At 63.0% G+C, this 24,113-nt stretch carries 15 protein-coding genes; 7 read left to right on the forward strand and 8 right to left on the reverse strand.

Annotated features, from left to right (window positions below):
- Positions 1 to 157: 157 nt before the first annotated feature.
- Together ABIB90_RS06720 and ABIB90_RS06725 are read right to left on the reverse strand one after the other, a co-directional pair.
- Positions 158 to 2,389, reverse strand: a complete 2,232-nt coding sequence (locus ABIB90_RS06720) for a CHASE2 domain-containing protein (RefSeq protein ID WP_354200497.1) — start codon at positions 2,387 to 2,389, stop codon at positions 158 to 160.
- Between the two features lie 62 nt (positions 2,390 to 2,451).
- Complete coding sequence (locus tag ABIB90_RS06725; RefSeq protein ID WP_354200498.1) at positions 2,452 to 10,230, reverse strand: VCBS domain-containing protein; 7,779 nt, start codon at positions 10,228 to 10,230, stop codon at positions 2,452 to 2,454.
- 728 nt (positions 10,231 to 10,958) lie between these two features.
- Between ABIB90_RS06725 and ABIB90_RS06730 the strand changes: the two genes are divergently transcribed.
- The gene (locus tag ABIB90_RS06730) at positions 10,959 to 11,690 is read left to right on the forward strand and encodes a transglutaminase-like cysteine peptidase (RefSeq protein ID WP_354200499.1); all 732 of its coding nucleotides are present in this window, start codon (positions 10,959 to 10,961) and stop codon (positions 11,688 to 11,690) included.
- 212 nt (positions 11,691 to 11,902) lie between these two features.
- Entirely contained in the window at positions 11,903 to 13,027 is a 1,125-nt protein-coding gene (locus tag ABIB90_RS06735) for a lysozyme inhibitor LprI family protein (RefSeq protein WP_354200500.1), read from the forward strand.
- Between the two features lie 160 nt (positions 13,028 to 13,187).
- Here ABIB90_RS06735 and ABIB90_RS06740 read toward each other — a convergent pair whose 3' ends face one another.
- The 6 genes from ABIB90_RS06740 to ABIB90_RS06765 form a co-directional block, all read right to left on the reverse strand.
- Positions 13,188 to 14,387: an ABC transporter substrate-binding protein gene (locus tag ABIB90_RS06740; protein WP_354200501.1), complete on the reverse strand. Its 1,200-nt coding sequence runs from the start codon at positions 14,385 to 14,387 to the stop codon at positions 13,188 to 13,190.
- Between the two features lie 79 nt (positions 14,388 to 14,466).
- A complete protein-coding gene (locus ABIB90_RS06745) occupies positions 14,467 to 16,305 on the reverse strand; it encodes an AMP-dependent synthetase/ligase (RefSeq protein WP_354200502.1) in 1,839 nt (612 codons plus the stop codon).
- Positions 16,306 to 16,394: 89 nt separating this feature from the next.
- Positions 16,395 to 17,183, reverse strand: a complete 789-nt coding sequence (locus ABIB90_RS06750) for an ABC transporter ATP-binding protein (protein ID WP_007599536.1) — start codon at positions 17,181 to 17,183, stop codon at positions 16,395 to 16,397.
- A gap of 4 nt (positions 17,184 to 17,187) precedes the next feature.
- Positions 17,188 to 17,946: an ABC transporter ATP-binding protein gene (locus ABIB90_RS06755; RefSeq protein ID WP_007599535.1), complete on the reverse strand. Its 759-nt coding sequence runs from the start codon at positions 17,944 to 17,946 to the stop codon at positions 17,188 to 17,190.
- Positions 17,943 to 19,094, reverse strand: coding sequence for a branched-chain amino acid ABC transporter permease (locus tag ABIB90_RS06760; protein WP_027515317.1), 1,152 nt, complete (start codon positions 19,092 to 19,094; stop codon positions 17,943 to 17,945). The genes ABIB90_RS06755 and ABIB90_RS06760 overlap by 4 nt, the downstream gene beginning before the upstream one ends.
- Before the next feature lie 4 nt (positions 19,095 to 19,098).
- The gene (locus tag ABIB90_RS06765) at positions 19,099 to 19,974 is read right to left on the reverse strand and encodes a branched-chain amino acid ABC transporter permease (RefSeq protein WP_354159640.1); all 876 of its coding nucleotides are present in this window, start codon (positions 19,972 to 19,974) and stop codon (positions 19,099 to 19,101) included.
- A gap of 263 nt (positions 19,975 to 20,237) precedes the next feature.
- On the opposite strand from ABIB90_RS06765, the gene ABIB90_RS06770 reads away from it, so the two are divergent.
- From ABIB90_RS06770 to ABIB90_RS06790, 5 genes are all read left to right on the forward strand, one after another.
- Complete coding sequence (locus ABIB90_RS06770) at positions 20,238 to 20,987, forward strand: ABC transporter ATP-binding protein (protein ID WP_219681133.1); 750 nt, start codon at positions 20,238 to 20,240, stop codon at positions 20,985 to 20,987.
- Positions 20,984 to 22,510, forward strand: coding sequence for a permease (locus ABIB90_RS06775; RefSeq protein WP_219681131.1), 1,527 nt, complete (start codon positions 20,984 to 20,986; stop codon positions 22,508 to 22,510). Before ABIB90_RS06770 ends, ABIB90_RS06775 begins: the two co-directional genes overlap by 4 nt.
- A 68-nt stretch (positions 22,511 to 22,578) precedes the next feature.
- Complete coding sequence (locus ABIB90_RS06780; protein WP_007599523.1) at positions 22,579 to 22,833, forward strand: AbrB/MazE/SpoVT family DNA-binding domain-containing protein; 255 nt, start codon at positions 22,579 to 22,581, stop codon at positions 22,831 to 22,833.
- Positions 22,830 to 23,234 (forward strand): type II toxin-antitoxin system VapC family toxin, encoded by a 405-nt coding sequence (locus ABIB90_RS06785; protein WP_007599522.1) that lies wholly within the window; start codon positions 22,830 to 22,832, stop codon positions 23,232 to 23,234. Before ABIB90_RS06780 ends, ABIB90_RS06785 begins: the two co-directional genes overlap by 4 nt.
- Positions 23,235 to 23,292: 58 nt before the next feature.
- Positions 23,293 to 24,108 carry an MBL fold metallo-hydrolase gene (locus ABIB90_RS06790; RefSeq protein ID WP_354200503.1) on the forward strand — a complete coding sequence of 272 codons (816 nt, stop codon included), beginning with the start codon at positions 23,293 to 23,295 and terminating at the stop codon, positions 24,106 to 24,108.
- Positions 24,109 to 24,113 lie beyond the last annotated feature (5 nt).

Genomic DNA, 24,113 nt, shown 5'->3' on the forward strand with positions numbered 1-24,113 from the left:
CTTGGCGAAAGCCAGGACCCATAACCACCGAATTTCATTTGCCGAAGATTGGTGGTTGGCCGCTCGCCGTAACAACTTCTCCCTGGGGTAATGGGTTCTGGCGTTCGCCGGGACGACAGCGAGTGTGTGGTTAGCTTCAAAACCGCACATCTGCCCCCTACTTCGTCAGCAGTGCATAGGCCCCGGTCCACCCCTCCGCCGGCGGATTCACCTGGAATTCCTTGATACGCACTTCATAGAGCTTGAACAGCTTTTCCAGCGTGTCGGCATCCTCGCTCCTGCGCCCGCGTTCGATGGCGTCCAGCGCGCCCTGCCAGTCGCGGCCGCGATAGCAGGCCAGCATTTCGATGGTGACGTTGCGCAGGCGCTGGAAGGCGCCGGAATGCATCACGTCCTCGCGGCCGGCGATGGCGTAGATCACTTCGGGCTCGGTCTTGCCCTTGACCATGATGAAGTCGAGCTCGAGGATCGCGAACTTGTCCTTGGCGGCGAGCGCGGTCCTCGAGCCGACGATGATGGGAAAGCCGTACTCCTTCGACTGGCCTTCCAGGCGCGAGGCCAGGTTCACGCTGTCGCCGAGCACCGAATAGTTCTTCTTCAGGTCGGAGCCCATGTTGCCGACGACGCCGATGCCGGTGTTGAGGCCGATACCGACATTGAGCGGGATGTAGACGTGGCCGCCATCCGTGGCTTCCTGTTCGCGGTCCTTGTTCACCGCGTCGATCCGCTCCAGCATCTCGATCGCGGCCTCACAGGCGTTGACCTCGTGCTCGGCATCGTCGAGCGGCGCGTTCCAGAACGCCATGATGGCGTCGCCCATATATTTGTCGATATAGCCCTTCTGATCGATGATCACGTCGGTCAGAGGGGTCAGGAAGCGGTTCATCAGCGCGATCAGGCCCTGCGGGTCGTGCTTGTAGGTTTCCGATATGGTGGTGAAGCCGCGCACGTCGGAGAACATGATCGTCATTTCGCGCTCCTCGCCGCCGAGGACGAGCTTTTCCGGTGACTGCGCGAGTTGCTCGACCAGCACCGGCGACATGTATTGCGCGAACATGCCGCGGATCTGCACGCGCTGCCGCTGCTCGCGCACGAAGCTCGCGAAGATCAGCGTCAGATAGATCGCGGTGGTCGAGAGCAGCGGATAGGTGAAGTCGATGAGATAGCGGCGCTGGGCATAGTAGAACCAGGACACTCCGATCAGGATCGCGGCGAAGGTCGCGCCGGCAAGTACGAGGCGGACCGGTCCGAGGTTCGGCGTGAAGATGATGACGAGCAAGCCGATGACGAGCGCGGCGAGCAGCTCGACAACGAGCGCATAGCCGGGCTGGGAGATCACCGCGCCGCTCAGCACACTCTCCAGCACCTGGGCGTGGATCTCGACGCCGGGCATGGTCGAGGACACCGGCGTGGTCTTGAGGTCGTTCAACCCGCCCGCGGAGGTGCCGATCAGGACCAGCTTGCCGGCGATCTTGCCGGGCGACACGCTATTGTCGAGCACATCGGCCGCAGAGACGTAGATCGAGGGGTCCGGGCGGGCGTAATGCATCCACAGCTGGCCGTTCTTGTCGGTCGGGATCTCCAGGCCCTTGAGGCGGATCGTGCGGATACCGCTCTTGTCGGTCCTGATCAGCAGCGTCGGCGTGCCGGTGGCGACGCGCAGCATCTCCAGGCTCAGCGAGGGCATGATGTTGTCCTGCGCCCGCAGGATCATCGGCACGCGGCGGATCAGGCCATCGCGCTCGGGTCTGATCGAGAACAGGCCGCGTCCGGCCGCGACCTTCTCGATCACAGGCACGTTGCGCAACAAGCCCGGGAAGTCGAACATGAAGCGTTCAGACCCGTCCTCCCCGAGCGTCGCTACGCCGGTGAATGGAAGTGACTTGTCGAGTTCGGACAAGACTGCTGGAAGCCCCGTCTCGCCCAGCACCACGCGCGAGCGCTTGATCGCTTCGGCAAGGATCTGGTCGTTGCTCGGCAGCTCGCGCAACTTGGCGCGGGTGGCATCGTCGAGGTAGCGCATGTGGCTCGCGACCAGATCCGGATTGAGCCGGTCGGCCTCCGAGAACACGACGTCGAAGCCGATTGCGACCGCGCCGTTGCTGGTAAGGTTCTGTATCATGTCGGCGATCCGCGTCCGCGGCCACGGCCATTGGCCGAGCTTGGCGAGGCTCTTGTCGTCGATGTCGACGATCGTGACCGGCCGCGCCGCCTTGTGGCGCGGATCGATCAACTGAAACATGTCGAAGGTGCGCAGCCGCAGTTCCTGGATCGGCGGCGGATCCCACAGGCGAGCGCCGGCAAACACGACCAGCAGCGCAAGGCACATCAGCCGCGCAAACCCCAACTTCCGCGCAAACCACCGCCGCAGGATTTTGAGACGTTTCATGGCGGTTGAATATCACGCTTTCACGGGCAATGGCAGCCGGCGGCTTGGCACCCAAGCGGTCATCAGGCGTGGACGATGAAGTCGCTCGCATGGAGATGGGCCGCGGTGACGCCCTTCAGGACGATCGTGTCTGCCGCGTCGATCGTGATCAGGGTGTCCGCCGAATTGGTAGGTGACCCGGCCACATGCTGGGCCATCCAGGCGGAAAGATTGGAGGTCGTCACAACTGCCGAGAGATCGATGTGGTCCTGACCCGGCGTGAAATTCACGATCATATCGCGGTTCGAGTCGGCCGCGAACACGAACTGATCCTGATAGCCGGTTCCGATGAACAGATCTTTGCCGGTCGTGCCGGTGATCCGCGCGTGGTCGTTCGCACTTTCAGGAAGGTTGAAAATCAAGTGAATGGTATCGCTCGCCCCGTGCCCGTCGGTCACGGTGAGCGTGATCTTGTCCGTGGGCGGCTCTGCGCTGCCTTCATTGTAGATAACGGTATTCAGGCTCCCATTGATGTTTGCAAATAGACCGGAGCGCGACGACGGGCTCGCATTGCTGCCGGCAGCCTCAGTCGTGGCAGCCAGCGTGAATATCTCATTCGGAGCAGCGTCCGGGTCGACCAACGAAAGGCCATGGACGATCACCTGCTCGTCGTCGTCTTGCCTAACACTCACGTGATCGAGATCGAACATCGGCGTGTCATTCGCGCCGGTCACGCCGACTGTCAGTGTCGCCGTGCCCGCGGCCCCATGAACGTCCGTCGTCTGTACCGTGAACGTATCCGAATAGGATCCCTGCGGCAGTGCGTTGATGGCGGTTGCATCCGGAACGTAGCTGTAGTTGCCGTTCGCGTTCACCGTTAGCGAGCCGTAGTGGCCTGCGACCGTTGCAGCCGCATGATGCGTCGCATCAAGCACGGCATAGGTCAGCGACCCCGTCTCGCCACTGTCAGCATCGGTCCCGACCAGCTTGCCGGTGAGATTGGCGAAACTGTCAGTCGCAGCCGTGTCCGTGAGCGAGCCGATGTTGAGATCGGACAGCGTCGGCGTGTCGTTGGCGCCCGTCAGGTCCACCGTGTATGTCGCGGTGGTGGCAGCGCCATGCGCGTCGGTGACCTTGACCGTGAAACTATCCGAATAGGAGCCTCCCGGCAGGGCGTTGATCGACGCAGCGTCGGGAACGTAGCTATAGCTGCCGTTGCTATTGAGCGTCAGCGCGCCATAATGACCCGTGACCGTCGCGACGGCCTGGTGACCTGCGTCAAGCAGGGCATAGCTCAGCGTGTCGCCGGTGTCGACGTCGGTCCCGACCACCTGTCCCGTGAGGTCGGAGAAACTATCCGCTGCGGCCGTGTCGGTGAGTTTCCCGATGCTGCCATTGGACAACACCGGCGTGTCGTTGGCGCCGGTGACGGCGACCGTGAATGACGCCGTGCCGACAGCACCCTGCGCGTCCTTGGTCTGAATCGTGAAGACGTCCGAGTAAGGGCCTGCCGACAGCGCGTTGATCGCCGCAGCATCCGGAACGTAGCTGTAGCTGCCGACGGCATCCACCGTCAGCGAACCGTAATGACCGGCGACCGTCGTGACCGCGTTCGCTCCATCCATCACCGCGTAGTGCAACGTTGCCGTCTCGCCATGGTCGGCGTCGGTCCCGACCAGCGTTCCCGTGATGTTCGGGAAGCTATCGGTGGCGGCGGTGTCAACAAGTGGACCCGTGGTGACCGCGGCCAATGTCGGAATGTCGTTCTTGCCAGTGATGGTGACGCTGACCTCGGCCGTATGGATCTTGCCGTAATCGTCCGTGAGCGTGATGGTGGAGTCGACCTTCGCGGTCTGGTCCTTGGCGAGGAAATCCAGCGCACCGTCGACGATCGAATAGCTCCAGTTGACGGTGCCATTGTTCTTGCCGGTCTGCCCATAGATCAGCGCGGCCTTCAACGCGGCGGTCTCGTCGTCGGTGAGCGACGCGGTGAGGTCGGTGCCGCCATCCAGCCAGGTCACAGCCTGGTCGGTGACTGCAACTGTCGCTATCGGACGGTCCGTCAGGTCGATGTCGGTGAAGTGAATCGAGCCGGTTGCGGCGGGCAGCGGGTCGGAATCGCCGGAGCCGGTGGTGCTTTCGCGCTCGGAGAAGTTCGCGGTCAGGGATGCATTGACCATGTCGAACGCCGGCGCGTCGTCGATCGCATGCATCGTGATCAGCGTGTGGCCGCCATCGTCGCTGCCCGCGAAGTGCGCGTTGCGATAGTCGCCGACGAGAGTCAGGTCAATGGTCTTGCCATCGTTGCCGGTGACCGTGAGCATGCCGCCGCTCGCAGGATCGGCAGCATTGGGCAAGTAGACGGCGCTGGTGCCGGGGCCCCACTGGATCGTCGATAATTCGATCGTGTCGTTCACGGACAAGTCTGCGATCGAGCCGCCGAACGTGTCCGTATCGATCTCAAGCGCGGCGCCGTTGCCGTGAAGTGCGATCGTTTGCGCGACCGTGCCTTCGAGCTTCAGCAGCGCGCCGGCATCGACGGTGACCGAGCCCGTGCCGGTCAACGAGCCGAACAGCGACAACTCGCCATGGACCTCGATGGTGCCGGTATTGGCGATGGTGCCCGAGATCGACGCCGTGCCCCAGCTGTCGATGTGGTTGTGATTGACGAGGCCAGGCCCACTCAGGGAGATCGAGGCGCCGTTGAGGAGATCGATGACACCGTCATTGACGATCGTCGACGCATTGCCGAACACGCTCGTGCCGGCGACCGTCCAGGTGCCGCCCAGCTCGTTGTTGAAGGTCGCGGTAGCGACCGAGACATTGCCGTTGATGTGGCCGGTGTTGTTGATCGTGAGGCTGCCGTCGGTCTCGACGATCGCATCGGTCGCGGAGGTCACGCTCAAGGCGGCGGCCGGCCCGATGGTGCCGGAATTGTCGATCACCGAACCGGTCGTGTCCTGCTGGATGTGGATCGCCGCATTGCCACCGGTGCCCACGATCGAGCCGGAATTGACGATGTGGATCGAACCGGTCGCGCCCGAAAACTCCAGCGTCGCGCCGACATCGACGATCACCTTGCCTGAACCGGCGATGCCGCCCGCAAGGTCGAGCGTGCCGCTCTGGACCTCGATGATGCCGGTATTGGTGACGCTGCCCGTGACCGTATCGACGCCGGCGCTGTAGAGATTGCCGGCATTGCTCAGGCTGCCGCCGTTGATCGAGACGTCGGTCAGATAGAGCTTCGAGTGACCATCGACCGTGATCGCTCCGGTGCCGCTGTTACTGACAGTCAGATTTGTCAGCTTCAGCGTGCCATAGTTGATCGCCTCGAGATCCGCGGTGTTGGAGATGTCTTCGCCGGAGACGCCGAGCACACCACCATTCGCCTGAATCAGATTGTGATTGGTGATGGTGTGAAGCGTGGCGGGATCGATCGTCAGCGTGCCGCTGGTGACCGTGATCGTGCCGGTGTTGGTGATGTCGGCGTTGTCGATCGCGCTCGTGCCGGTCGATTCCAGCGTACCGGCAATCGTCACCGTGCCGCCGTCGATGGTCGCGCCCTGGAGATCGAGTGTCGAGCCGGACTCGACCGAGACGGCACCGCTGCCGGTATTGGTCGCCTTCATCCCGATCAGCTTCAGTGTCCCGTGATCGATCGCCGCCAACGTGCCGGTGTTAGTGACGGCTTCGCCGTTGATGTCGAGCTCGGCGCCATTGGCCCGGAGGATGCCGTCATTCGCGATCGAGCTTGCGGAGGTCGTCGCCAACAGCGTCAACGCGCCCAGGGTTGCCTCGATCAGATAGTTGTTCGAGATGTTAGCGTCGGTAATCGCAGTTGTGCCGGTCGAATTCAGCGTGCCCGAAACAATGAGCGCGCCGCCGGTCAGGCTTGCACCGTTCAATGTCAGCTTGCTGCTTGCATCGACCTTGACCGTGCCATGATTGGCGATTGCGGTACCCGCAACGGTCACGTCATCCAGCGTCAGTATGACGCCGCTCTCAACCGTCACGGCAGCGGTGCTCAGCGTCGCCGATTGATCGATCTTGCTGCTGCCGATGACATCGATCGTGCCGACGCCGTTGACAGCCCCGCCCGAAATCTCCGTGCTGGACAGTGTCAACGTCTGGCCGCCATCGACCGTCACCATTCCGGTGTTGGTCACGACGTCGTTGAGCAGCATCGCAGCGCCGGCGATCTTCAGCGTACCGGTATTGGCGACCGCGCCACCCTGGATGCTGGCGCCGTCCTGGAGCTTGACGGTGTTGTCGAGCTCGATGCCTGCATTGTCCGTGATCGTCGAGCCCGACACCGTGATGCCGTCCAGCGTCAGCTTGGCATCGGCGATAACTGTGGCCGTGCTCAGCGTGGCGCCGCCATCGATCGTGCTGGCGCCAGTGACGTCGATCGTGCCGACGCCGTTGACAGCCCCGCCCGAAATCTCCGTGCTGGACAGTGTCAACGTCTGGCCGCCATCGACCGTCACCGTGCCGGTGTTGGTCACGACGTCATTGAGCAGCGTTGCAGCGCCGGCGATCTTCAGCGTGCCGATATTGGCGACCGCGCCACCCCGGATGCTGGCGCCGTCCTGAAGCTTGACGGTGTTGTCAAGCTCGATGCCTGCATTGTCCGTGATCGTCGAGCCCGAAACCGTGATGCCGTCCAGCGTCAGCTTGGCATCGGCGGTAACTGCAGCCGTGCTCAGTGTGGCGCCGCCGTCGAACGTGCTGGCGCCAGTGACGTCGATGGTGCCGGGGCCGTCGATCGTGCCGCCTGTGATCTCGGCGCCGGACAGCGTCAGGGTCTTGCCGCCGTCGACATGGACGGTGTGCCCAGTGTTGGTGAGGACATCGTTGAGCAGCGTCGCCGCGCCGGCGATCTCCAGCGTGCCGATGTTGGTGATCGGGCCATTCTGGATCTTGGCGTTGCCTTCCAACAGCACGGTGCCCTTCAGCACCACGCTGCCGCCGCCGCTGATGGTCGAGCCCGACACCGTCATGCCATCGAGCGTCAGCGCGATGCCGTTCTCGACAGTGACCGTGCTCGTGCTCAGCGTCGCGCCGCCATCGATCGTGCTGGCGCCGGTAACGTCGATCGTGCCGAGACCGTTGATCGTGCCGCCGCTGATGGTGGCGCCGTTCACTGTCAGCTTGCCCGCGGCATCGATCGTGACGTTGCCGGTATTGGTAACGGTCGCGCCCTGGTCGATCGTCAGCCAGCCATTCGCCAGCACCTTGATCGTGCCGCCGGAGGTGTTGGAGACGGTCTCGTGGGCGAACTCCGCTGTGCCCTTGACGTTGACCGCCCCTGAATTGTTCAGCGTGCCGTTCTTGAGGACGCTGCTGCCATCGAGTTCCAACGTGCCGGCGATGGTGACCGTGCCGCCGCTGATGGTGGCAGTGTCGACGATCAGCGTCGTGCCGGCATCGGCCTTGAGCGTGCCGCCGGCATTGTTAATTGCGGCGAGCGTCTTCAGCGTGCCGCCGGACAGCTCAATCGTGCCGGAATTGGCGATCGTGGTACCGCCAGCGAAATCGCCACCGGCCGCAAGCGTCAGATAGCCGGCATTGGTGAGCACGCTACTGTCCAGGAACTCGGCCTTGCCACCAACCGAGATCGTGCTTGCCGCGAAATTGGTGAGCTTCGAATCGGCCTTGAGGCTGATCTCGCCCGCAATCGTCAGCGCACTCTTGTTGATGACTTCCGGTGCCTTGTGGCCGACCGCGGTGTCGTAGTCGTTCATCGTGATCGACTTGGCGTAGGCTGCCGTGTCGATTGTCACCGGGTAGGACGGCGTCAGCCCGTGCAACTGATCGGTGATGACGATGACGTCGTCATTGATGGTCGGGACCGTGCCGGTTGCCCAATTGGCCGCATCCTTCCAGAAGCCGCCGGAGGGAGCACCGGGCTTGTCGGTCGCGATCCACACCACGGCGGGAGCGTCGGTGCCGGTGATCGTGACGGTGATGGTCTGCTGCGAGGTGGCGCCTTGCGCGTCCTTGAGCGTCACGGTGTAGGCCAGCGTCAGCACCTCACCCTTGGGGATGAAGTCGGCGAGGTAGACCGGCAGGTCGGCCAGCGACCAGCTGATGGTGCCGGTGCCGCTGCCCTTGCTGTCGGCGCCCGCCGCGATCGCGACCGACATCGCGCTCTGGAACGCCGCGAGTGGGCCGGGCGGAACGCTACCATCAGGCAGGGTCGCACTGGTCAGCTTGACCGCGACCGTGTGGGCGTCGGTGAGGTCGACATCCGTGAAGGTCAGCGTGCCCGAAGTCGGCACCTCGCTGGTGAGCGGGCCACCGGGTTTGCTGGTGCCGCCCTCGAAGATGATGACGGGAACGCTGGTGGTGATCACCGGCTTGTCGTTGGTGCCGGTGATCGTGATGGTGATGTCGATGGGCGACGTTTCGGGATTGACCGAGAAATTATTGTTGACGCGAACCTTGTAAGTCAGCGTCAACGTTTCACCGGCCGCTAGGAAGTCGAAGACGTGGTCGGGAATCGTGTAGGTCCAGACCGCCGAGCCGTTGTTGTTGTTACCGCCGGCTGCGGCGACGCTGATCTGGATTTGCGTTGCCGCGATGTCCTGCTTCTGGAGTGCAGAGAGCGCGCTGGTGACATCCTGCTGGCCGGCATTTTTGTAGAGATAGTTCGGCGCGTCGCCGAGGTCTATGCTCACCGTCGGCCGGTCGCCCAGGTTCTGGTCGACGAAGGTGATCAGGCCGGAGATGGTGTCGGAATGCGTCGTGTCGCCGGTCGTATCCGCACGCTCAGTCAGCGCGAACGCCTTCTGCACATTCCCATTGAGATCAAGGCTGCGTGCATCGGGCGGGCCGGGAATGCGGGTGCTGCTCGACGGATCATGGCCGGAATCCTGCGCTCCCGGCTGAGTGAGATTCGTGAAGGTCGCGGTCGCGGTGGCACCGGTGTCCGTCTTGATCACGACAATGTTGCCGGTCTGCGTGATCGAGTCGGTGAAGTTCTGGGTCAGCTTGGTGTTGCTGTTGTTGTCCGTGAACTTCAGCGTGAACACGTCCGTGATCAGCTTCTGGATGTCCGGCGACATCAGCGCATTGGAGATCGAGACGTTGCCGCCGCTGATCTGGATCATCTGGCCGGCCTGGTTGACCGTCGCGATCGGCAGCAGCGTGACCTTGTCGAACAGGATGTAGGAGCCCGTCGTGCCGTTCGGCTCGACCAGCACCTGGAAGCTCGCCTGCGGCTGCGGATCGCCGCCGCCGGCGGGAACGACGAAGTTGATCTGGCTCAGCACCGCCGTGCCGCGGATACCCATGGTGGCGACTGGCGTGTCGACCTTCATGTCTCCGTGCTTGGCGGTCTCGCCGGCAACGAAGGTGATGGTGCCCGCGACCAGACTGAGGAGAGAGGAATTGTTCGACCCGTTGGGGTCGTAGACCATCTCGTTCAGCACCATCCGCGCATTGGAGGACAGGCCGAACACCGTGCCGTCGATGAACGTGATGCCGAGCGTCGAGTCGCCACCGGTCGAGACCACGTCGCCCTTCTCGACGTTGTCGCCGTTGTTCAGGATGACGGAGACGCCGTTACGAACCGCGGTCGCGCTGCCGGAGAGCTTGGTGACGTGGCCGATGACCTGGGCGGCGGCAATGCCGGAGGCGGCCTGCGCATATTGCACATGGCCGGTGAGTGCGTTGACGACGTCGCCGGTGAGGTGCGCGCCGTCGGGCGAGGCGATCGCCGCGCGCTTGTCGCCCCTGAAATAGTCGTGAACGACGAAGTCGTGGCCGTCATGGGACAGCACGAGGTCGAGACCGGCGCGCTTGAAATCGCCGTTGAAGATCAGGTTCGGGTCGGGAACGACGAATGCGCCGTCAGGCACATGACCATGTGCCTTTGCGGTAAAGGAATCGACGTGGCCATCGGCGGGCGATCGGGAACCCAAGCCGTCCAAGGAAATCGCGGCGTCAAATTTGCCAGCGTAATTCAATCCGGGCACCAAAAAAGGAGTTAAAATCTAAGTAAGTATCGCTCGCCTAAACTTGCATATCATTACCAAGTCCTTAGCGAAACCACCTATTGCTTGTGTGATTTCGCATCACCAAGCGGTCGATGCTCTCAGGCGGCTGGGCACCTGCAGAGAAGTCAAAGTAATCTTTCAAATACTCATACGTAAAGCAGCGCTTATTTTCGCTCATTCCAAGTAACCTCATGTATTATATTGCAGAAATCCCACAATAGATACTTATGTCATCTTTTGTTCGTGGTGCCCCGCACCACCCTGCGGCAAATACGGGGCCAAATCTGTGATCCAACCAACAGAAGCCGTGAAATAGCGAGCCGTTAGCCATAAGGCGCAGAATCAGTTCCACCACAACTTGTGCCTGCAATTGGTCCTTCTTCGCGGCAACTGCCGCTCTCCTAGCCGGCGAATCGTAAAATTTTACGCAATATGAGCAGGCCCGTTTCAGCCTGTTGCCCGGTTTTGGGACCCCAGCCGGGCGCGTTAAGCAGAACAAAACCGCCTGCCTCGCACTATCTCCGCGAAAGCAACAAAGCCCGGCACGTGCAGGTCGAGGGGGACCTAGCGAAGCCGGAAGGGGATGTCAGATGGAGACCGCTGCTCGTTCGCGCGCTTGGCGCGCAATCCTAGTGCTGTGCGGATTGATCCTGCTCGGATCGGCCGCCGAGCTTCGCGCTGGCACGCTGTTGTCGCCGGGAGCCGGCGTCCTCGTGCGCAAATCCGCCGAGCCGTTCGGCGTGTTCGCCTTCGCCATCTCCGCCGGCAGCCTGCAACAAAAATGGCTCGCGCTGAGGTCCAGGCTCGACGATGACATGGTGCAGCTCGCGCTGTGCGACGGCGACCGGGACAATTGCGCTTCGCCGGCTGCGCTGAAACTGCTCGCCATCGTCGACCAGGCCCGCAGCCGTGACGGCCGCGCTCTGCTGGGCGAGACCAATCGCGCCATCAACCTCGCCATCCGTGCCGCCGCTGACGGTTCTGAGGACGTCTGGAGCTCACCTCTCGCGACCTTCGCGCGCGGCGCCGGGGATTGCGAGGATTACGCCATTGCCAAGCTCGCCGCTCTTAAGCTCGCGGGCGTTGCCGCCGAAGATCTCCGTATCGTCGTGGTGCGCGACGTCAGGGCCGGCGAAGAGCATGCGGTTGTCGCTGCACGGCTCGACGGCCACTGGCTGATGCTCGACAACCGCCGCATGGCGATGGTCGAGGACGACGCCGCACGGAGCTACCAGCCGTTGTTCGTGCTCTACCAGTCGGCCGTGATGAAGTATGTCGACGAACCCGTGCGGTTCTCGATGATCGCCGCCGAGGCGCGTTGACTTTCTTGTAGCCCGGATGGAGCCACCGGGTCGGCGCACAGCGCCGCCCGATGACGGGCTCCGCGAAATCCGGGGCCGCCGCCTGTCGCACGAATCCCGGATTGCGCTGCGCTCCATCCGGGCTACCAGCACAAAGTACGCTTACCCACAAACCCATTCCACAGTGCGATCCAGGACGCTAGCATGGCCGCGGCTATGCGGGGGCGACCGGAATGCGGTTCATCGTGCTGACTGTGCTTGCGCTGCTGGCCTTGCCGGCGGCTCCAGGCTTGTCGCAATCCGGCCCGTCCGACCGCTCCGTCGCCGACAGGCTGCCGCTGTTCGCGAGGAACAACTGCCAGCAGATCCGCGATCCCGGCAATCAATTGTTCTGCGGTGATGCCGAGCTTGCCGCCGCCGCCGAGAAGCTGAGCACGGGAATCGAGGCACGGCTTGCCCGCCTCCCCGATCGTCTGCCTGGGATCGAGGAGAACGCGATCTGGATTCGCCAGCGCAACCTCGGTTGCGGCATCGTCGGCCAGACCGCGATCCGCACCGACGATTTCGACCGGGTGAAGGCATGTCTTCTCAAGGTGACCGAGGAGCGCGCCGCGATCGTACGCGATCCGGATTTCGACTGTCTCGCCGCCAACACCGCCGCAGGCGCGCTGATCTGTGCGGACCCGTCGCTGGCGCTTGCCGAGACCGACTTGAACAGCCAGGTCCTCGGCCTGATCGGCAAGCTCGATCCGACCTCGGCACGCTTTGCCTTTGCCGAATATGGCCGGTGGACGCGGGAGCGCGATCGCAAATGCAATCTGGTCGGCAAGGAGAACGTGCCGCTCGGGGAGCTCGAGTCCGCGGAGGACTGTCTCGCCGGCTATCTGAAGCACAAGACCGACGAGATTGGCGCGGCGAAAGGCGATCCGAAGAAGGTGTTCGGCCGGCAGGTCGCAGCCCGCGCGCCCGACACCGATGCCGTCGACTTCTGTGCCGCGCGAATCCACGCGGCCAATTCCTGCGGCAACTTCCTCCGCATCAACCGCGTCTATGCGCTCGATAGCCAGGTGGGCGAGCAGGAGGCGCAGGTCACGGGCGAAATCGAGATGGCCGTGCTGGCGCCCTTCGCCACCTGCAGCAAGGTCGCCACGACGTGCACGGGCACCTGCTGGGACCCCAGGACGGGTCGTCCGCAGCCTGGCGTCAGCAACAAGGAGCGCTCCGCAGACGCCTTCAACGTCACGCGCCGCCTGCGAATCCAGCGCACATTTGCGTTTGTCAAAGCCGCCGATGGCTGGCGCTGCCGGGAAGACGAGCTGGCCCCGGTGAATTCAGGCACCGCGGGTGGGGGATCGTAGGGCTGTGTGCTCTCCCTCGCCCCGTTCTTACGGGGAGAGGGTTGGGGTGTGGGGCTGCTTCAGCGAATCCGGTGACAGGTCGACTCGCGGAGAGCCCCCTCACCCGGAATTTGCTGCGCAAATCCCGGCCTCTCCCCGCATGCGGGGAGAGGCGAAGAAATCAAAACATCAGATTGTCCTTCACCAGAACCCAGCGGCCGCCCTTGACCTGCTGCACCTGGGTGATGGTGTTGGCGAGGTGGTCGGTCTTGGAGAATTTGGTCGGCGGCGAGTTGAAGATGTCGAGGAACTTGTCGCCCGATTCCAGCGCGTCCAGCATCTTCTGGCCGGTCAGATCCTTGCCCGCCTTGTTGGCGTAGAACGCAAACGTCGTCACCGCGTTGTAGCCGATGATCGCCTGGGTATTGGCATCGGTGTTGAACATCTTCTTGTAGTTGATGAGCCAGTCGTGGACCTTGCCCTTGGCGGTGTCCTCATAGGGGATCTCGAAGCCGCTCGCCGCATAAAGGCCCTCGACGGCGTCCTTGCCGAGTGCCGGCACTTCCAGCACGTTGGTCGGCGTCGCCCCCAGGAAAGTAACGTCCCAACCAAGTTTCTTCGCCTCCGTCATCGCGCCGATGGTCTCGCGGATCACGGTGCCGAGCACGACGAGATCGCAGCCGTCGGACTTCATCTTGGCGATCTGCGCGCTGAAATCGGAGGCGCCGCGCTTGTAGCTCGTCACCGACGCCGGCTGCAGCTTCATGACCGTCAATTGCTGGGTGAAGCCGTCGAGCACGTTCTTTCCGTACTCGTCGTCCTGGTGCATGATGCAGGGCTTCTGGAAGTTCTTCCACTCCACCATGTATTTCAGCGCGGCGCGCGTGCTCTCAACATAGGGCAAGAGGTTGTTGAACTTCAGCCGCTCCTGCGGCTTGGCCGGGTCGAACTTGAAGGTGAACTCGGCGGCGGTCAGCGGGAAGAGCTGGAGCACGCCGGCATCGAACAGGATGTCCTGCGCGGCGAGCGTCGGCGCCGATCCCATCGAGCCGATCATTGCAAATATCTTGTCGCGCTCGACCATCTTCTGGGACGCCAGCACGCCCTTCTTCGGATCGTAGCCGTTGTCCTCGAGGATCATCCTGATCTTGCGGCCATTGATGCCACCGGCCGCATTGATTTCCTCGACCGCCATCTTCATGCCGTTGGAGACCGGCACGCCCCAGACCTTGATCGGCCCCGACAGATCCTGATGGGTGCCGATGACGATCTCGGACGCCGAGATGCCTTCATTGGTGACCTTGGTTTGCGCGACGGCGGGCAGACAGGTGAGCACCACCGCGCCTGCCGCAAGGCCGAACGTTCTCAACGATCTCGACATTGACGTCTCCTCTCCTTGGGGCCCTTATGGTGCGAAGGGTGGGGCCATCACTCCTTCGCTGTTATTTAAACAAGATTGTTCAAGCCACCGCCCGCGCCGGATACATCGCGTCGATTTCGGCGGCATAACGCTTGTTCACGAAGCCGCGCTTCAGCTTCATGGTCGGCGTCAGCTCCTCGTCCTCCGGAGTGAGCTGGCGTTCGATCAGATAGAATCTCTTGATGGTCTCGACGCGGGCGAAATTGGCATTGACCGCTTCGATCTCGCGCCAGATCAGATCCTGGATCTCCGCCGCGCGGCACAGGCTGGCATAATTGGTAAAGGGGATGTCGTGGTCCTGCGCGAACTTCTCGACATTCTCCTGGTCGATCATCACGAGGCAGGTGAGGTATGGCCGCTTGTCGCCGATCACCACGGAATCCGAGATGTAGGGCGAGAATTTCAGCTGATTCTCGATCTCGGACGGCGTGATGTTCTTGCCGCCCGAGGTGATGATGATGTCCTTCATCCGGTCGGTGATGCGGACGAAGCCCTCATTGTCGATGGTGCCGACGTCGCCGGTATGCAGCCAGCCGCGATGGTCGATCGCCTCAGCTGTCCTCTCCGGCTGATTCAGATAGCCCATGAACAGGAAGTCGCCCCTGATCAGGATCTCGCCGTCGGGCGACAGCGCCACTTCCCCCCACGACACCGCCTTGCCCACCGAGCCAAGCTTGATGCCTTCCGCCGGCATCATGGTGGCGACCCCGCAATTCTCGGTCTGGCCGTAGAGTTCGTGGATGTCGATGCCGAGCGCGAGATACCAGCGGATCAGCTCCGGCGCGATCGGCGCCGCGCCGGTGAAGGCGATGCGGCATCGGTCGAGCCCGATCATGCGTCGGATGTTGCGAAAAGCGAGCCGGTAAGCGATGCCGTTGGCGATGCGCAACGACAGCGGCGGCGGCTTCCCTTCGATCCTGCAATCGACCATGCGATAACCAATGTCGATGGCGCGGCGGTACACCCATTGCTGCAACGGCGTCGCATCCTTCAGCGCGATGGTGATCGCGGAATAGAACTTCTCCCAAATCCGCGGCACCGCGAGGAAGATGGTCGGCTGCACCTCGCGCAGATTGTCCGGCACAGTCTCGGGACTCTCGGCAAAATTCATCACCGAGCCGAGCGCGACCGAGATGTAATAGCCGCCGATCCGCTCGGCGACGTGGCAGAGCGGCAGGAAAATCAGCCGCTCCTCGTTCTCGCGCGCTGGAATGAAATCATCGGCGTGCCGCATCTGGTGCGTGACGCTGCGATTGGCGTGCATGGCGCCCTTGGGCGGGCCCGTGGTGCCGGATGTATAGACGAGGACCGCGAGATCGCTCGCGCTGCGACTGTCGACCATCTCCTGCCACAGCGCCTCGCGGCCGGCCATGTGGTTGCGCCCGAGCGCGCGGAACTCGTCGAGCGACATCACCATGTCGTCGGAGAAGCCGCTAAGGCCCTCCATGTCGAACACGATGATCTTTCGCAGGGACGGACAGCGTGCGCGGGAGGCCAGGATCTTGTCGAGCTGCTCCTCGTCCTCGGCGAAGATCACTTTCGTCCGGGAATCGTTGACGAGATATTCGACCTGGGATGAGGCATCGGTCGGATAGATCCCGGAAGAGACGCCGCCGGCGCACAGAATGCCCATGTCGACATGGACCCATTCCGGCACGGCGTTGGCGATGATGGAAGCAACGTCGCCGGGCCTGAAGCCGATGGCGTGCAGCGCGTAGGCGATCTCCTTCGAGATCTCCAGCCATTCGCGCCAGCTGGTCGGCTGCCAGATCCCGAATTTCTTCTCGCGTATAGCCGGCCTGTCGCCCCGCGTCTCCGCGGCGCGCAAAAAGCTTTTCGCGATCGTGTCAGCGACCGTCAGCACCGCCGGTCGGGCCATGCACGTCTCCTCCTTGTCGCGCTCCCCTCCACTGCCTGCCTTGCCGGCGGTCTATATTAGCGGATGGACTTTGGTATTTAAGGCTTCCTCTAACGCCAAGTCTTCTTCTTTTTCCAGCGCCGCTCGCCTCGTGCGCCGGCTTCCTTGGCGCCCAGGTAGAATTCCTGGATGTCCTTCGAATGCATCAAGCGGTCGCAGCTGTCGTTCATCACGATCCGGCCGATTTCCAGCACATAGCCATAGTGCGCCGTCTCCAGCGCCACCTTGGCGTTCTGCTCGACCAGCAGGATCGACATGCCCTGCTCCTCGTTGACCCGACGGATGATGGCGAAGATCTCCTTCACCAGCAGCGGCGACAGCCCAAGCGAGGGCTCGTCGAGCAGCAACAGCGTCGGCCGGTTCATCAGCGCGCGGCCGATTGCGAGCATCTGCTGCTCGCCGCCGGAGAGCTGTCCGGCCGGCTGGTTGATGCGCTCCTTCAGCCGCGGGAAATAGCCGTAGACGCGCTCCAGATCGTCCGCGACGCCGTCGCGATCCTTGCGCGGATAGGCCCCCATCATCAGGTTCTCGCGCACGGAGAGGAACGGGAACACCTCGCGGCCCTCCGGCACATGGCTGAGGCCCAGCCGCACGATCCTGTCCGCCTCCATGCGCTGGATCGACTTGCCCATGAACTCGATGGCGCCCTTCTGCGGGTCGAGAATGCCCGAGATCGTCTTCAGCACCGTGGTCTTGCCGGCGCCGTTGGCGCCCAGCAGCGTGACGATGCGGCCGCGCGGCACTTCGAGCGAGATGCCGCGGATCGCCATGATCGGCCCGTAATAGCTCTCGATGTTGGAGAGTTTCAGGATGATATCTGGTGTCGCCACGGCATCCATCGCGTCAGGCTCCCAGATAGGCGGCGACGACATCGGGGTGCTCTTGCACTTCGGCCGGCGAGCCCATCGCCAGCACCCTGCCGTAGTTCAGCGCGATGACGCGGTCGGAGACGCGGTTGACCAGCGACATGTCGTGCTCGACCATCAGCACGGTGACGCCGAGCTCGCTCTTCAGGTCGCGGATCCAGAACGACATGTCGTCAGTCTCCTCCACGTTGAGGCCCGAGGACGGCTCGTCGAGCAGGATCAGCTTCGGCTCCGAGCATAGCGCGCGCGCCAGCTCGATCACCTTGCGCACGCCGTAAGGCAGACCCGAGATCAGCTTGTCGCGGTAGGGCTCGAGATCGAGGAATTCGATGACCTGCTCGACCCTGCGGCGATGCACCTTCTCGTCGGCGCGTACGCCTGGCAGGAACAACAGCTCCTGCCAAAGCTGCGTGGTCGAATGCCGGTGGCGGCCGACCAGCAGGTTCGACAACACCGTCGCATTCTCGAACAGCTCGATGTTCTGGAACGTGCGGGCGATGCCAAGCCTTGCGATGTCATGGGGCGGCTGCTCCGTGATGTCCTGATCCTCGAAAAAGATGCGACCCGAGGTCGGCCGGTAGATCCGCGAAATCAGGTTGAAAATCGAGCTCTTGCCGGCGCCGTTCGGCCCGATGATCGAGAGGATCTCGCCCTTTTCGACCGCGAACGACACCGCATCGACGGCCTTCAGCCCGCCGAAATGCAGCGACAAACTCTCGGCGCGAAAATAGCTCATCGGTTGCGCTCCGACTTCACGTAGATCTTCTGCCGCTTGAAGGTGGCGCGCTTGTAAAGCGGGAACAGCTGGAAGAAGAGTTTGATCTTGAGCCAGCGGCCGTAAAGCCCGAGCGGCTCGAACAGCACGAACAATACGATGATGATGCCGTAGATGGCGCCTTTCAAGCCGTTGAGCGAGGCAAAGGCCGCGACCTTGGACTGGACATTGGCCGCGGCTTGCGTGCCCGCTCCGAACGTCGCTGCAATGCCGGCGATGATGCCGGGCATGTCGTCCTTGAGGTAGGTCAGGAACGGATCGATCATCACGATGAAGATCGCTCCCAGCACTGCGCCGTGCAGGCTGAAGGTGCCGCCGATCAGGATCACGATGATGAACTCGATCGAGAGCTGAAGCGTGAACATCTCCGGCGAGATGAAGGAGAGCTTGTGCGCGAACAACACGCCGGCGAAGCCGGTGATCGCCGCGGAGATCGCAAAGGACTTCACCTTGTACAGCGCGACATTGACGCCCATGCTGCGCGCCGCCGTCTCGCTGTCGCGGATCGCGACGAAGGCGCGCCCCGTGGGCGACCGCAGCAAATTGAGCGTGCCGACGATGGTCAGCACCAGCACGGCGAGGCAAAGGAAATAGAAAGTGGGGCTGTCGCGCGAGACTGCGACCCCAAACAGCGACACCGCCTTGATCCGCATGCCCTCGTTGCCGTTGGTGACGCTCTCCCATCGCGCCAGAATCTCCTCGACGATGAAGGCGAAGGAGATGGTGGCGATGACGAGATAAATGCCTTGCAGCCGCAGCGCGGGGAATCCGACCAGCGCACCGATCAGCCCGGTCAGGAGCCCGGCGGCGAGAAAGTAGACCGGGAACGGCACACCATACTTCTGCAAATAGGCCGCCGTATACGCACCGATCGCGAGAAACGCCGCGTGCCCGAGCGAGGCCTGCCCGGTGAAACCCGTCAGAATCAGCAGCGCCACGCCGACGGTCGCATAGATGCAGACGAAGACGAGCTGGCTCATCAGATAGCTGGAGAGCACATAGGGCGCGATCAGCAGCACGGCCAGCAGGAGACCGTAGGAGACGTAATAGCCAGAATGCGGAAACAGCCTGATGTCGTCCTCGTAGTCGGTCTTGAACAGGAAGCGCATGCGTTCAGACTTTCTTGCGGACATGAAGGCCGAACAGGCCTTCGGGCTTGAGCAAGAGCACGGCGAGCAGCACGACGTAGGGCGCGACGTCCTTCCAGCCCTCGGCCAGATAGAAGCCGGCCATGCTCTCGATGACGCCGATCAGGACGCCGCCGACGACGGCGCCGGGGATCGAGCCGAAGCCGCCGAGCACGGCGGCCGGAAACGCTTTCAGCCCCAGCACCAGACCGACATTGGAATGGATGAAGGTGATCGGCGCCAGCAGCACGCCGGCGCAGGTCGCAACCGCCGCGCTGATCGCCCAGACGATCGACACCACGCGCTTGACCGGGATGCCCATGTAATAGGCGGCCAGCATGTTCTCGGAACTGGCGCGCATCGCGGTCCCGAGCGTGGTCTTGTTGAAGAACAGCCAGAGCAGGGCGCAGAGGATGACGGTGGCCGCGATCACCGAGAGCTTGTCATGGGCGAGCACCAGCGAACCGATCCGCAGCACGCCCTGGCTGAAGGGCGTGTCGATCTTGAAATCGTCGGTGCCCCAGATCATGCCGGAGACCGAGCGCAGGAAATAGCCGAGCCCGATGGTGGCCATGATGATGGAGAATTGCGGATAGCCGAGGATCGGCCGCACCACCACGCGCTCGGCGAGCATGCCGAACAGCGCCATTGCCGCCACCGCGCCGGCAAAGCCGACCCAGTAGTTCAGCCCCATCATGCCAATGAAGGTGAAGGCAAAGAAGCCGCCCAGCATCATCAAATCGCCCTGCGCGAAATTGACGACCTCGGTGGCCTTGTAGACAAGCACGAAGCCGAGCGCGATCAGGCCGTAGACGCAGCCGAGCGCAACACCGCTGACCAGCTGCTGAACGAAATCCAGCATCGTCGCGCATCCTCCCGATACAACCGGCGGTTCTTCCTGACCGCCTTGCCGCATCTTGTGTTCAGTCGCTACGCAGTCGTTTCGCTGCGTTAGCGCCATTCGTCCCTTTGCCAATTCAGCCTGAACCGCCAAGCGCTGTCAACAAACGGTGACTTGCCATTAGTCCAATCCGGATGACGGAATTTGCGGCAGCGCGATTCACGGTGCCGAAACATCTTCGGGGCATGGTCGCGAGCGATGCAAAACCGCAAGGTGTGGCCGCCATGAAGACGGACGACTCGGCGCTCGAAGTCATGGGGTTAACGAAGTGTTTTGACCGTCTGGCGGTCGATAACCTCGATCTCACCATCCATGCCGGCGAATTCTATGCGCTGGTCGGCCCCAACGGCGCCGGCAAGACCACCACTTTGCGCATGGTTGCAGGCCTTTTGCGGCCCGATGCCGGCGCGGTCTCCATCTTCGGCATCGATGCGCTCCAAAACCCCGTCGCCGCCAAGCAGGTGATGGCGTGGGTCTCCGACGAGCCCATGATCTACGACAAGCTCACGCCGCTCGAATATCTCGAATTCGTGGCCGGTCTGTGGGGCATCGCACCATCGGCCTCGGAACCGGTCGCCGCGGGTCTCCTGAACTCGCTCGGGCTCGAGCCGCACCGGCACGAACGCTGCGAGGGTTTTTCCAAGGGCATGCGCCAGAAGGTCGCCCTCGCCGGCGCCCTGGTGCACGATCCCCGCCTCATCATCCTCGACGAACCGCTGACGGGACTGGATGCCGTCTCCGCCCGCCATGTCAAGGGACTCCTGAGCGAGCGCGTCCGCGCCGGTTGCACCGTCATCATGACCACGCATATCCTCGAGGTCGCCGAACGCATGGCTGACCGTATCGGTGTGATCGCAGCCGGCCGCCTGGTTGCCGAGGGCACGCTAACCGAGCTCCGGCAGCAAAACGGGCACGCCGACACCAGCCTGGAAGATCTCTTCATCGCGCTGGTGACGCTTCCGGAAGCCGCATGAGCTCGGCCACCGCGCTGTCCTGGTTCGCCCGCCACGAGCTCCGGCTCGCCTGGCGCGAATGGCTCGCCATGATGACCGGCGGGCGGCGCAAACGAACACGTGCGGCGGTAATCGGCCTGCTGTTCTTCGCGGCGCTGCTGCACGTACCGGCCTGGGCGGTGATCGGCCGCTTCGCCGACCTGCAATTGCCACTCGACAAATCCTCGCTGATCGTGATCTCGGCGACGATTTTTCTCGCCTGGACGCTGATGCTGTCGCAGGCAATCGAATCGGTGACCCGGGTGTTTTACGCACGCGCCGATCTCGACCTCATCATGTCCTCACCCGCGACGCTGGCCAATCTGTTCTCGGTGCGCATCGCCGCGATCGCGCTCGCCATCACGGTGATGGCGCTGCTGTTCTCGACGCCCTTCATCGACGTGCTGGTATTCGGGGGCGGCGCGCGCTGGCTTGCTGCGTTCGGCGTCGTTGTCGCCATGGGCCTGTCGGCCGCAGCGATCGCGATCGCCGTCACCATCCTGCTGTTTCGCCTGATCGGTCCGGCGCGGACACGGTTCGTCGCCCAGATCCTCGCCGCCATCATCGGCGCCGGCTTCGTGATCGCGCTTCAGGTGGCGGCGATCATGTCCTACGGCACGCTGTCGCGCTTCACCATCCTGACCTCGGGTAGCTTGGCCGCTTACGCGCCCGATGCCGACAGCATCTGGTGGTGGCCGGCGCGGGCGGCGATGGGAGACGCCGAAGCGCTGCTGCTGCTCCTAGCGCTCGGGCTCGTGCTGCTCGGAAGCGTCATGGCGATCTTCTCGGGCCGCTTCGCCGACACGGCGATCGATGCCGCCGCCTATGGCGCGTCCGGCCGTCGCAGCGCGAAGGAGCGCCCGTTCCGCGGCGGATCGCGTCAGCATGCCCTGCGGCGCAAGGAATTTTCGCTGCTCTGGCGCGATCCCTGGCTGATCTCGCAGACGCTGATGCAGCTGCTCTATCTGGTGCCGCCGGCGCTGCTGCTCTGGCGCAACTTTGCCGACAGCTCCGCGGCGCTGACGCTGATCACGCCCGTCATCGTCATGGCGGCCGGCCAACTCGCCGGCGGGCTTGCCTGGCTGACGATCTCGGGCGAGGACGCGCCCGACCTGGTTGCGACCGCGCCGCTGACGCCGTCCAGCGTCATCCGCGCCAAGATCGAGGTGGTGCTGATCGCGATCGCCATCGTCTTCTGCCCGCTGATCGCGGCGCTCGCTTTCGCCTCGGCGTTCCAGGCCGCGGTCAGCGCCGGTGCGGTCATCGTCAGCGCGGCCTCCGCCACCGCAATCCAGCTCTGGTTCCGGGTGCAGGCCCGGCGCAGCCAATTTCGCCGTCGCCAGACCTCGTCGCGACTTGCGACCTTTGCCGAGGCGTTCTCCTCGATCGGCTGGGCTGCCAGCGCCGCGCTGGTGCTCACGCTGCCCATCGTCGGTCTCGTCAGCGGCCTGATCACCGCGGGCCTCGTCGCCATCACCTGGAAGTTCAGCCCAAGGCGGGAGTGAAGGCTGCCTGCCTTGAAAGTAAGGATAAAATGCCTTACCTATCGAGGACTCAGTATTGAGGGATCCCCATGAGCACGCTCACGGTCACGGCAAAGGGGCAGGTTACGCTACGGAAAGACCTCCTGGAGCACCTCGGTGTACATCCGGGCGACAAGATTTCGATAGAAAAGCTTCCTGGCGGGCGAGTTGAGGTGAGAGCAGTTCGGCCCACCGGAGAGATTTCGGATGCCTTCGGCTTTTTGAAGGGAAAGACGAACGGTCGATCGCTCTCGATCGAGGAGATGAATGCGGTCATTGCTGACGGCTGGGCCAGCAAGCGATGAAGATAACACCCGACACCAACGTCCTGGTACGGGTGCTGGTCGAAGATGATGCCGAACAGAGCAAGGTGGCCGAAGCCCTTCTCGAGAACGCGGACCTCATAGCCATCTCGATCCCCGCATTATGTGAGTTGGCTTGGGTCCTCTCACGAGGCTACAAAACCTCTGCTGGAAATATCGCGGCTTCGATCCGGCACTTGATCAATGCATCCAATGTCGTCGTCAACCGGCCCATAGCTGAGGCTGGATTAGCGCTCCTCGAGGCCGGGGGTGACTTTACCGATGGCGTCATCGCCCACGAAGGCAACTGGCTTGGGGCCGATACTTTCGTGTCGTTCGACAAAGCGGCCGTGAAACTGATCAAAGCAAGCGGTGGAATGGCGCGGCTCGCCGGCACCACATGACGCGAGGATAATTCGTAGATACACTCACAGATCGTCGATAAGCGCCGGACGGTTCCTGATGTCTCGATTGTTGCTGACGGTCTGTGCGCTTCTCGGTTGGCTGGTAACATCTGCCTTCGCGCAGCAATCACCTCAGCGCAGCGAATGCCTGGCGATGGCGCATGCGGCACCCCGCGTGACGCCGGTCGCGTTCCGGCAGGCCGCAGCCTCCGCTGAAGTCCAGATTACCTATGCAGGCCATTCCACCTATTTCATCGACACGCCCGGCGGCTTGCGCATCGCGACCGACTATAGCGGGGCCTACCAAGTGGGCCGGCTGCCCGATGTCGTCACCATGAACCGGGCCCACAGCACGCACTATTCTTTATATCCCGACAAGCGCATTCCTCATGTGCTGCATGGCTGGGGCGAGGACGGCAAGCCGGCCATCGTGTCGGAGCGCATCGGCGACACCTTCATCCGCAACGTCACCACCGACATCCGTCGCTATTTCGGCGACGATTCCGGCGCCGACATGATCCGCGACGGCAATTCGATCTTCATCTTCGAGGTCGCGGGCCTCTGCATCGGCCATCTCGGCCATCTTCACCACAAGCTCGACGACAGCCATTTTGCCCAGATCGGGCGGCTCGACATCGTGATGGTGCCGATCGACGGCACCTACACCATGTCGCTCGACGGCGTCTCCGAGATCACCAAGCGGCTGCGCGCCTCGGTCGTGCTGCCGATGCACCGCTTCGCCACCCCGCTCGACGATTTCATGCAACGTATCGGCCAGCAGTTCGAGATCGACCGGCGCATGGAACGAAGTTTCCGGATGTCTCGGGATGCGTTGCCGTCGAAGCCGACGGTGATCATCCTCGACGGGGTGTGACGCGC

The sequence above is a fragment of the Bradyrhizobium sp. JR4.1 genome (assembly GCF_040548605.1).
Lineage (GTDB): Bacteria > Pseudomonadota > Alphaproteobacteria > Rhizobiales > Xanthobacteraceae > Bradyrhizobium > Bradyrhizobium canariense.

Coding starts and splice junctions, on each gene's coding strand:
- ABIB90_RS06720 (WP_354200497.1), bottom strand. CDS start 2,389: ATGAAACGTCTCAAAATCCTGCGGCGGTGGTTTGCGCGGAAGTTGGGG.
- ABIB90_RS06730 (WP_354200499.1), top strand. CDS start 10,959: ATGGAGACCGCTGCTCGTTCGCGCGCTTGGCGCGCAATCCTAGTGCTG.
- ABIB90_RS06735 (WP_354200500.1), top strand. CDS start 11,903: ATGCGGTTCATCGTGCTGACTGTGCTTGCGCTGCTGGCCTTGCCGGCG.
- ABIB90_RS06740 (WP_354200501.1), bottom strand. CDS start 14,387: ATGTCGAGATCGTTGAGAACGTTCGGCCTTGCGGCAGGCGCGGTGGTG.
- ABIB90_RS06745 (WP_354200502.1), bottom strand. CDS start 16,305: ATGGCCCGACCGGCGGTGCTGACGGTCGCTGACACGATCGCGAAAAGC.
- ABIB90_RS06750 (WP_007599536.1), bottom strand. CDS start 17,183: ATGGATGCCGTGGCGACACCAGATATCATCCTGAAACTCTCCAACATC.
- ABIB90_RS06755 (WP_007599535.1), bottom strand. CDS start 17,946: ATGAGCTATTTTCGCGCCGAGAGTTTGTCGCTGCATTTCGGCGGGCTG.
- ABIB90_RS06760 (WP_027515317.1), bottom strand. CDS start 19,094: ATGCGCTTCCTGTTCAAGACCGACTACGAGGACGACATCAGGCTGTTT.
- ABIB90_RS06765 (WP_354159640.1), bottom strand. CDS start 19,974: ATGCTGGATTTCGTTCAGCAGCTGGTCAGCGGTGTTGCGCTCGGCTGC.
- ABIB90_RS06770 (WP_219681133.1), top strand. CDS start 20,238: ATGAAGACGGACGACTCGGCGCTCGAAGTCATGGGGTTAACGAAGTGT.
- ABIB90_RS06775 (WP_219681131.1), top strand. CDS start 20,984: ATGAGCTCGGCCACCGCGCTGTCCTGGTTCGCCCGCCACGAGCTCCGG.
- ABIB90_RS06780 (WP_007599523.1), top strand. CDS start 22,579: ATGAGCACGCTCACGGTCACGGCAAAGGGGCAGGTTACGCTACGGAAA.
- ABIB90_RS06785 (WP_007599522.1), top strand. CDS start 22,830: ATGAAGATAACACCCGACACCAACGTCCTGGTACGGGTGCTGGTCGAA.
- ABIB90_RS06790 (WP_354200503.1), top strand. CDS start 23,293: ATGTCTCGATTGTTGCTGACGGTCTGTGCGCTTCTCGGTTGGCTGGTA.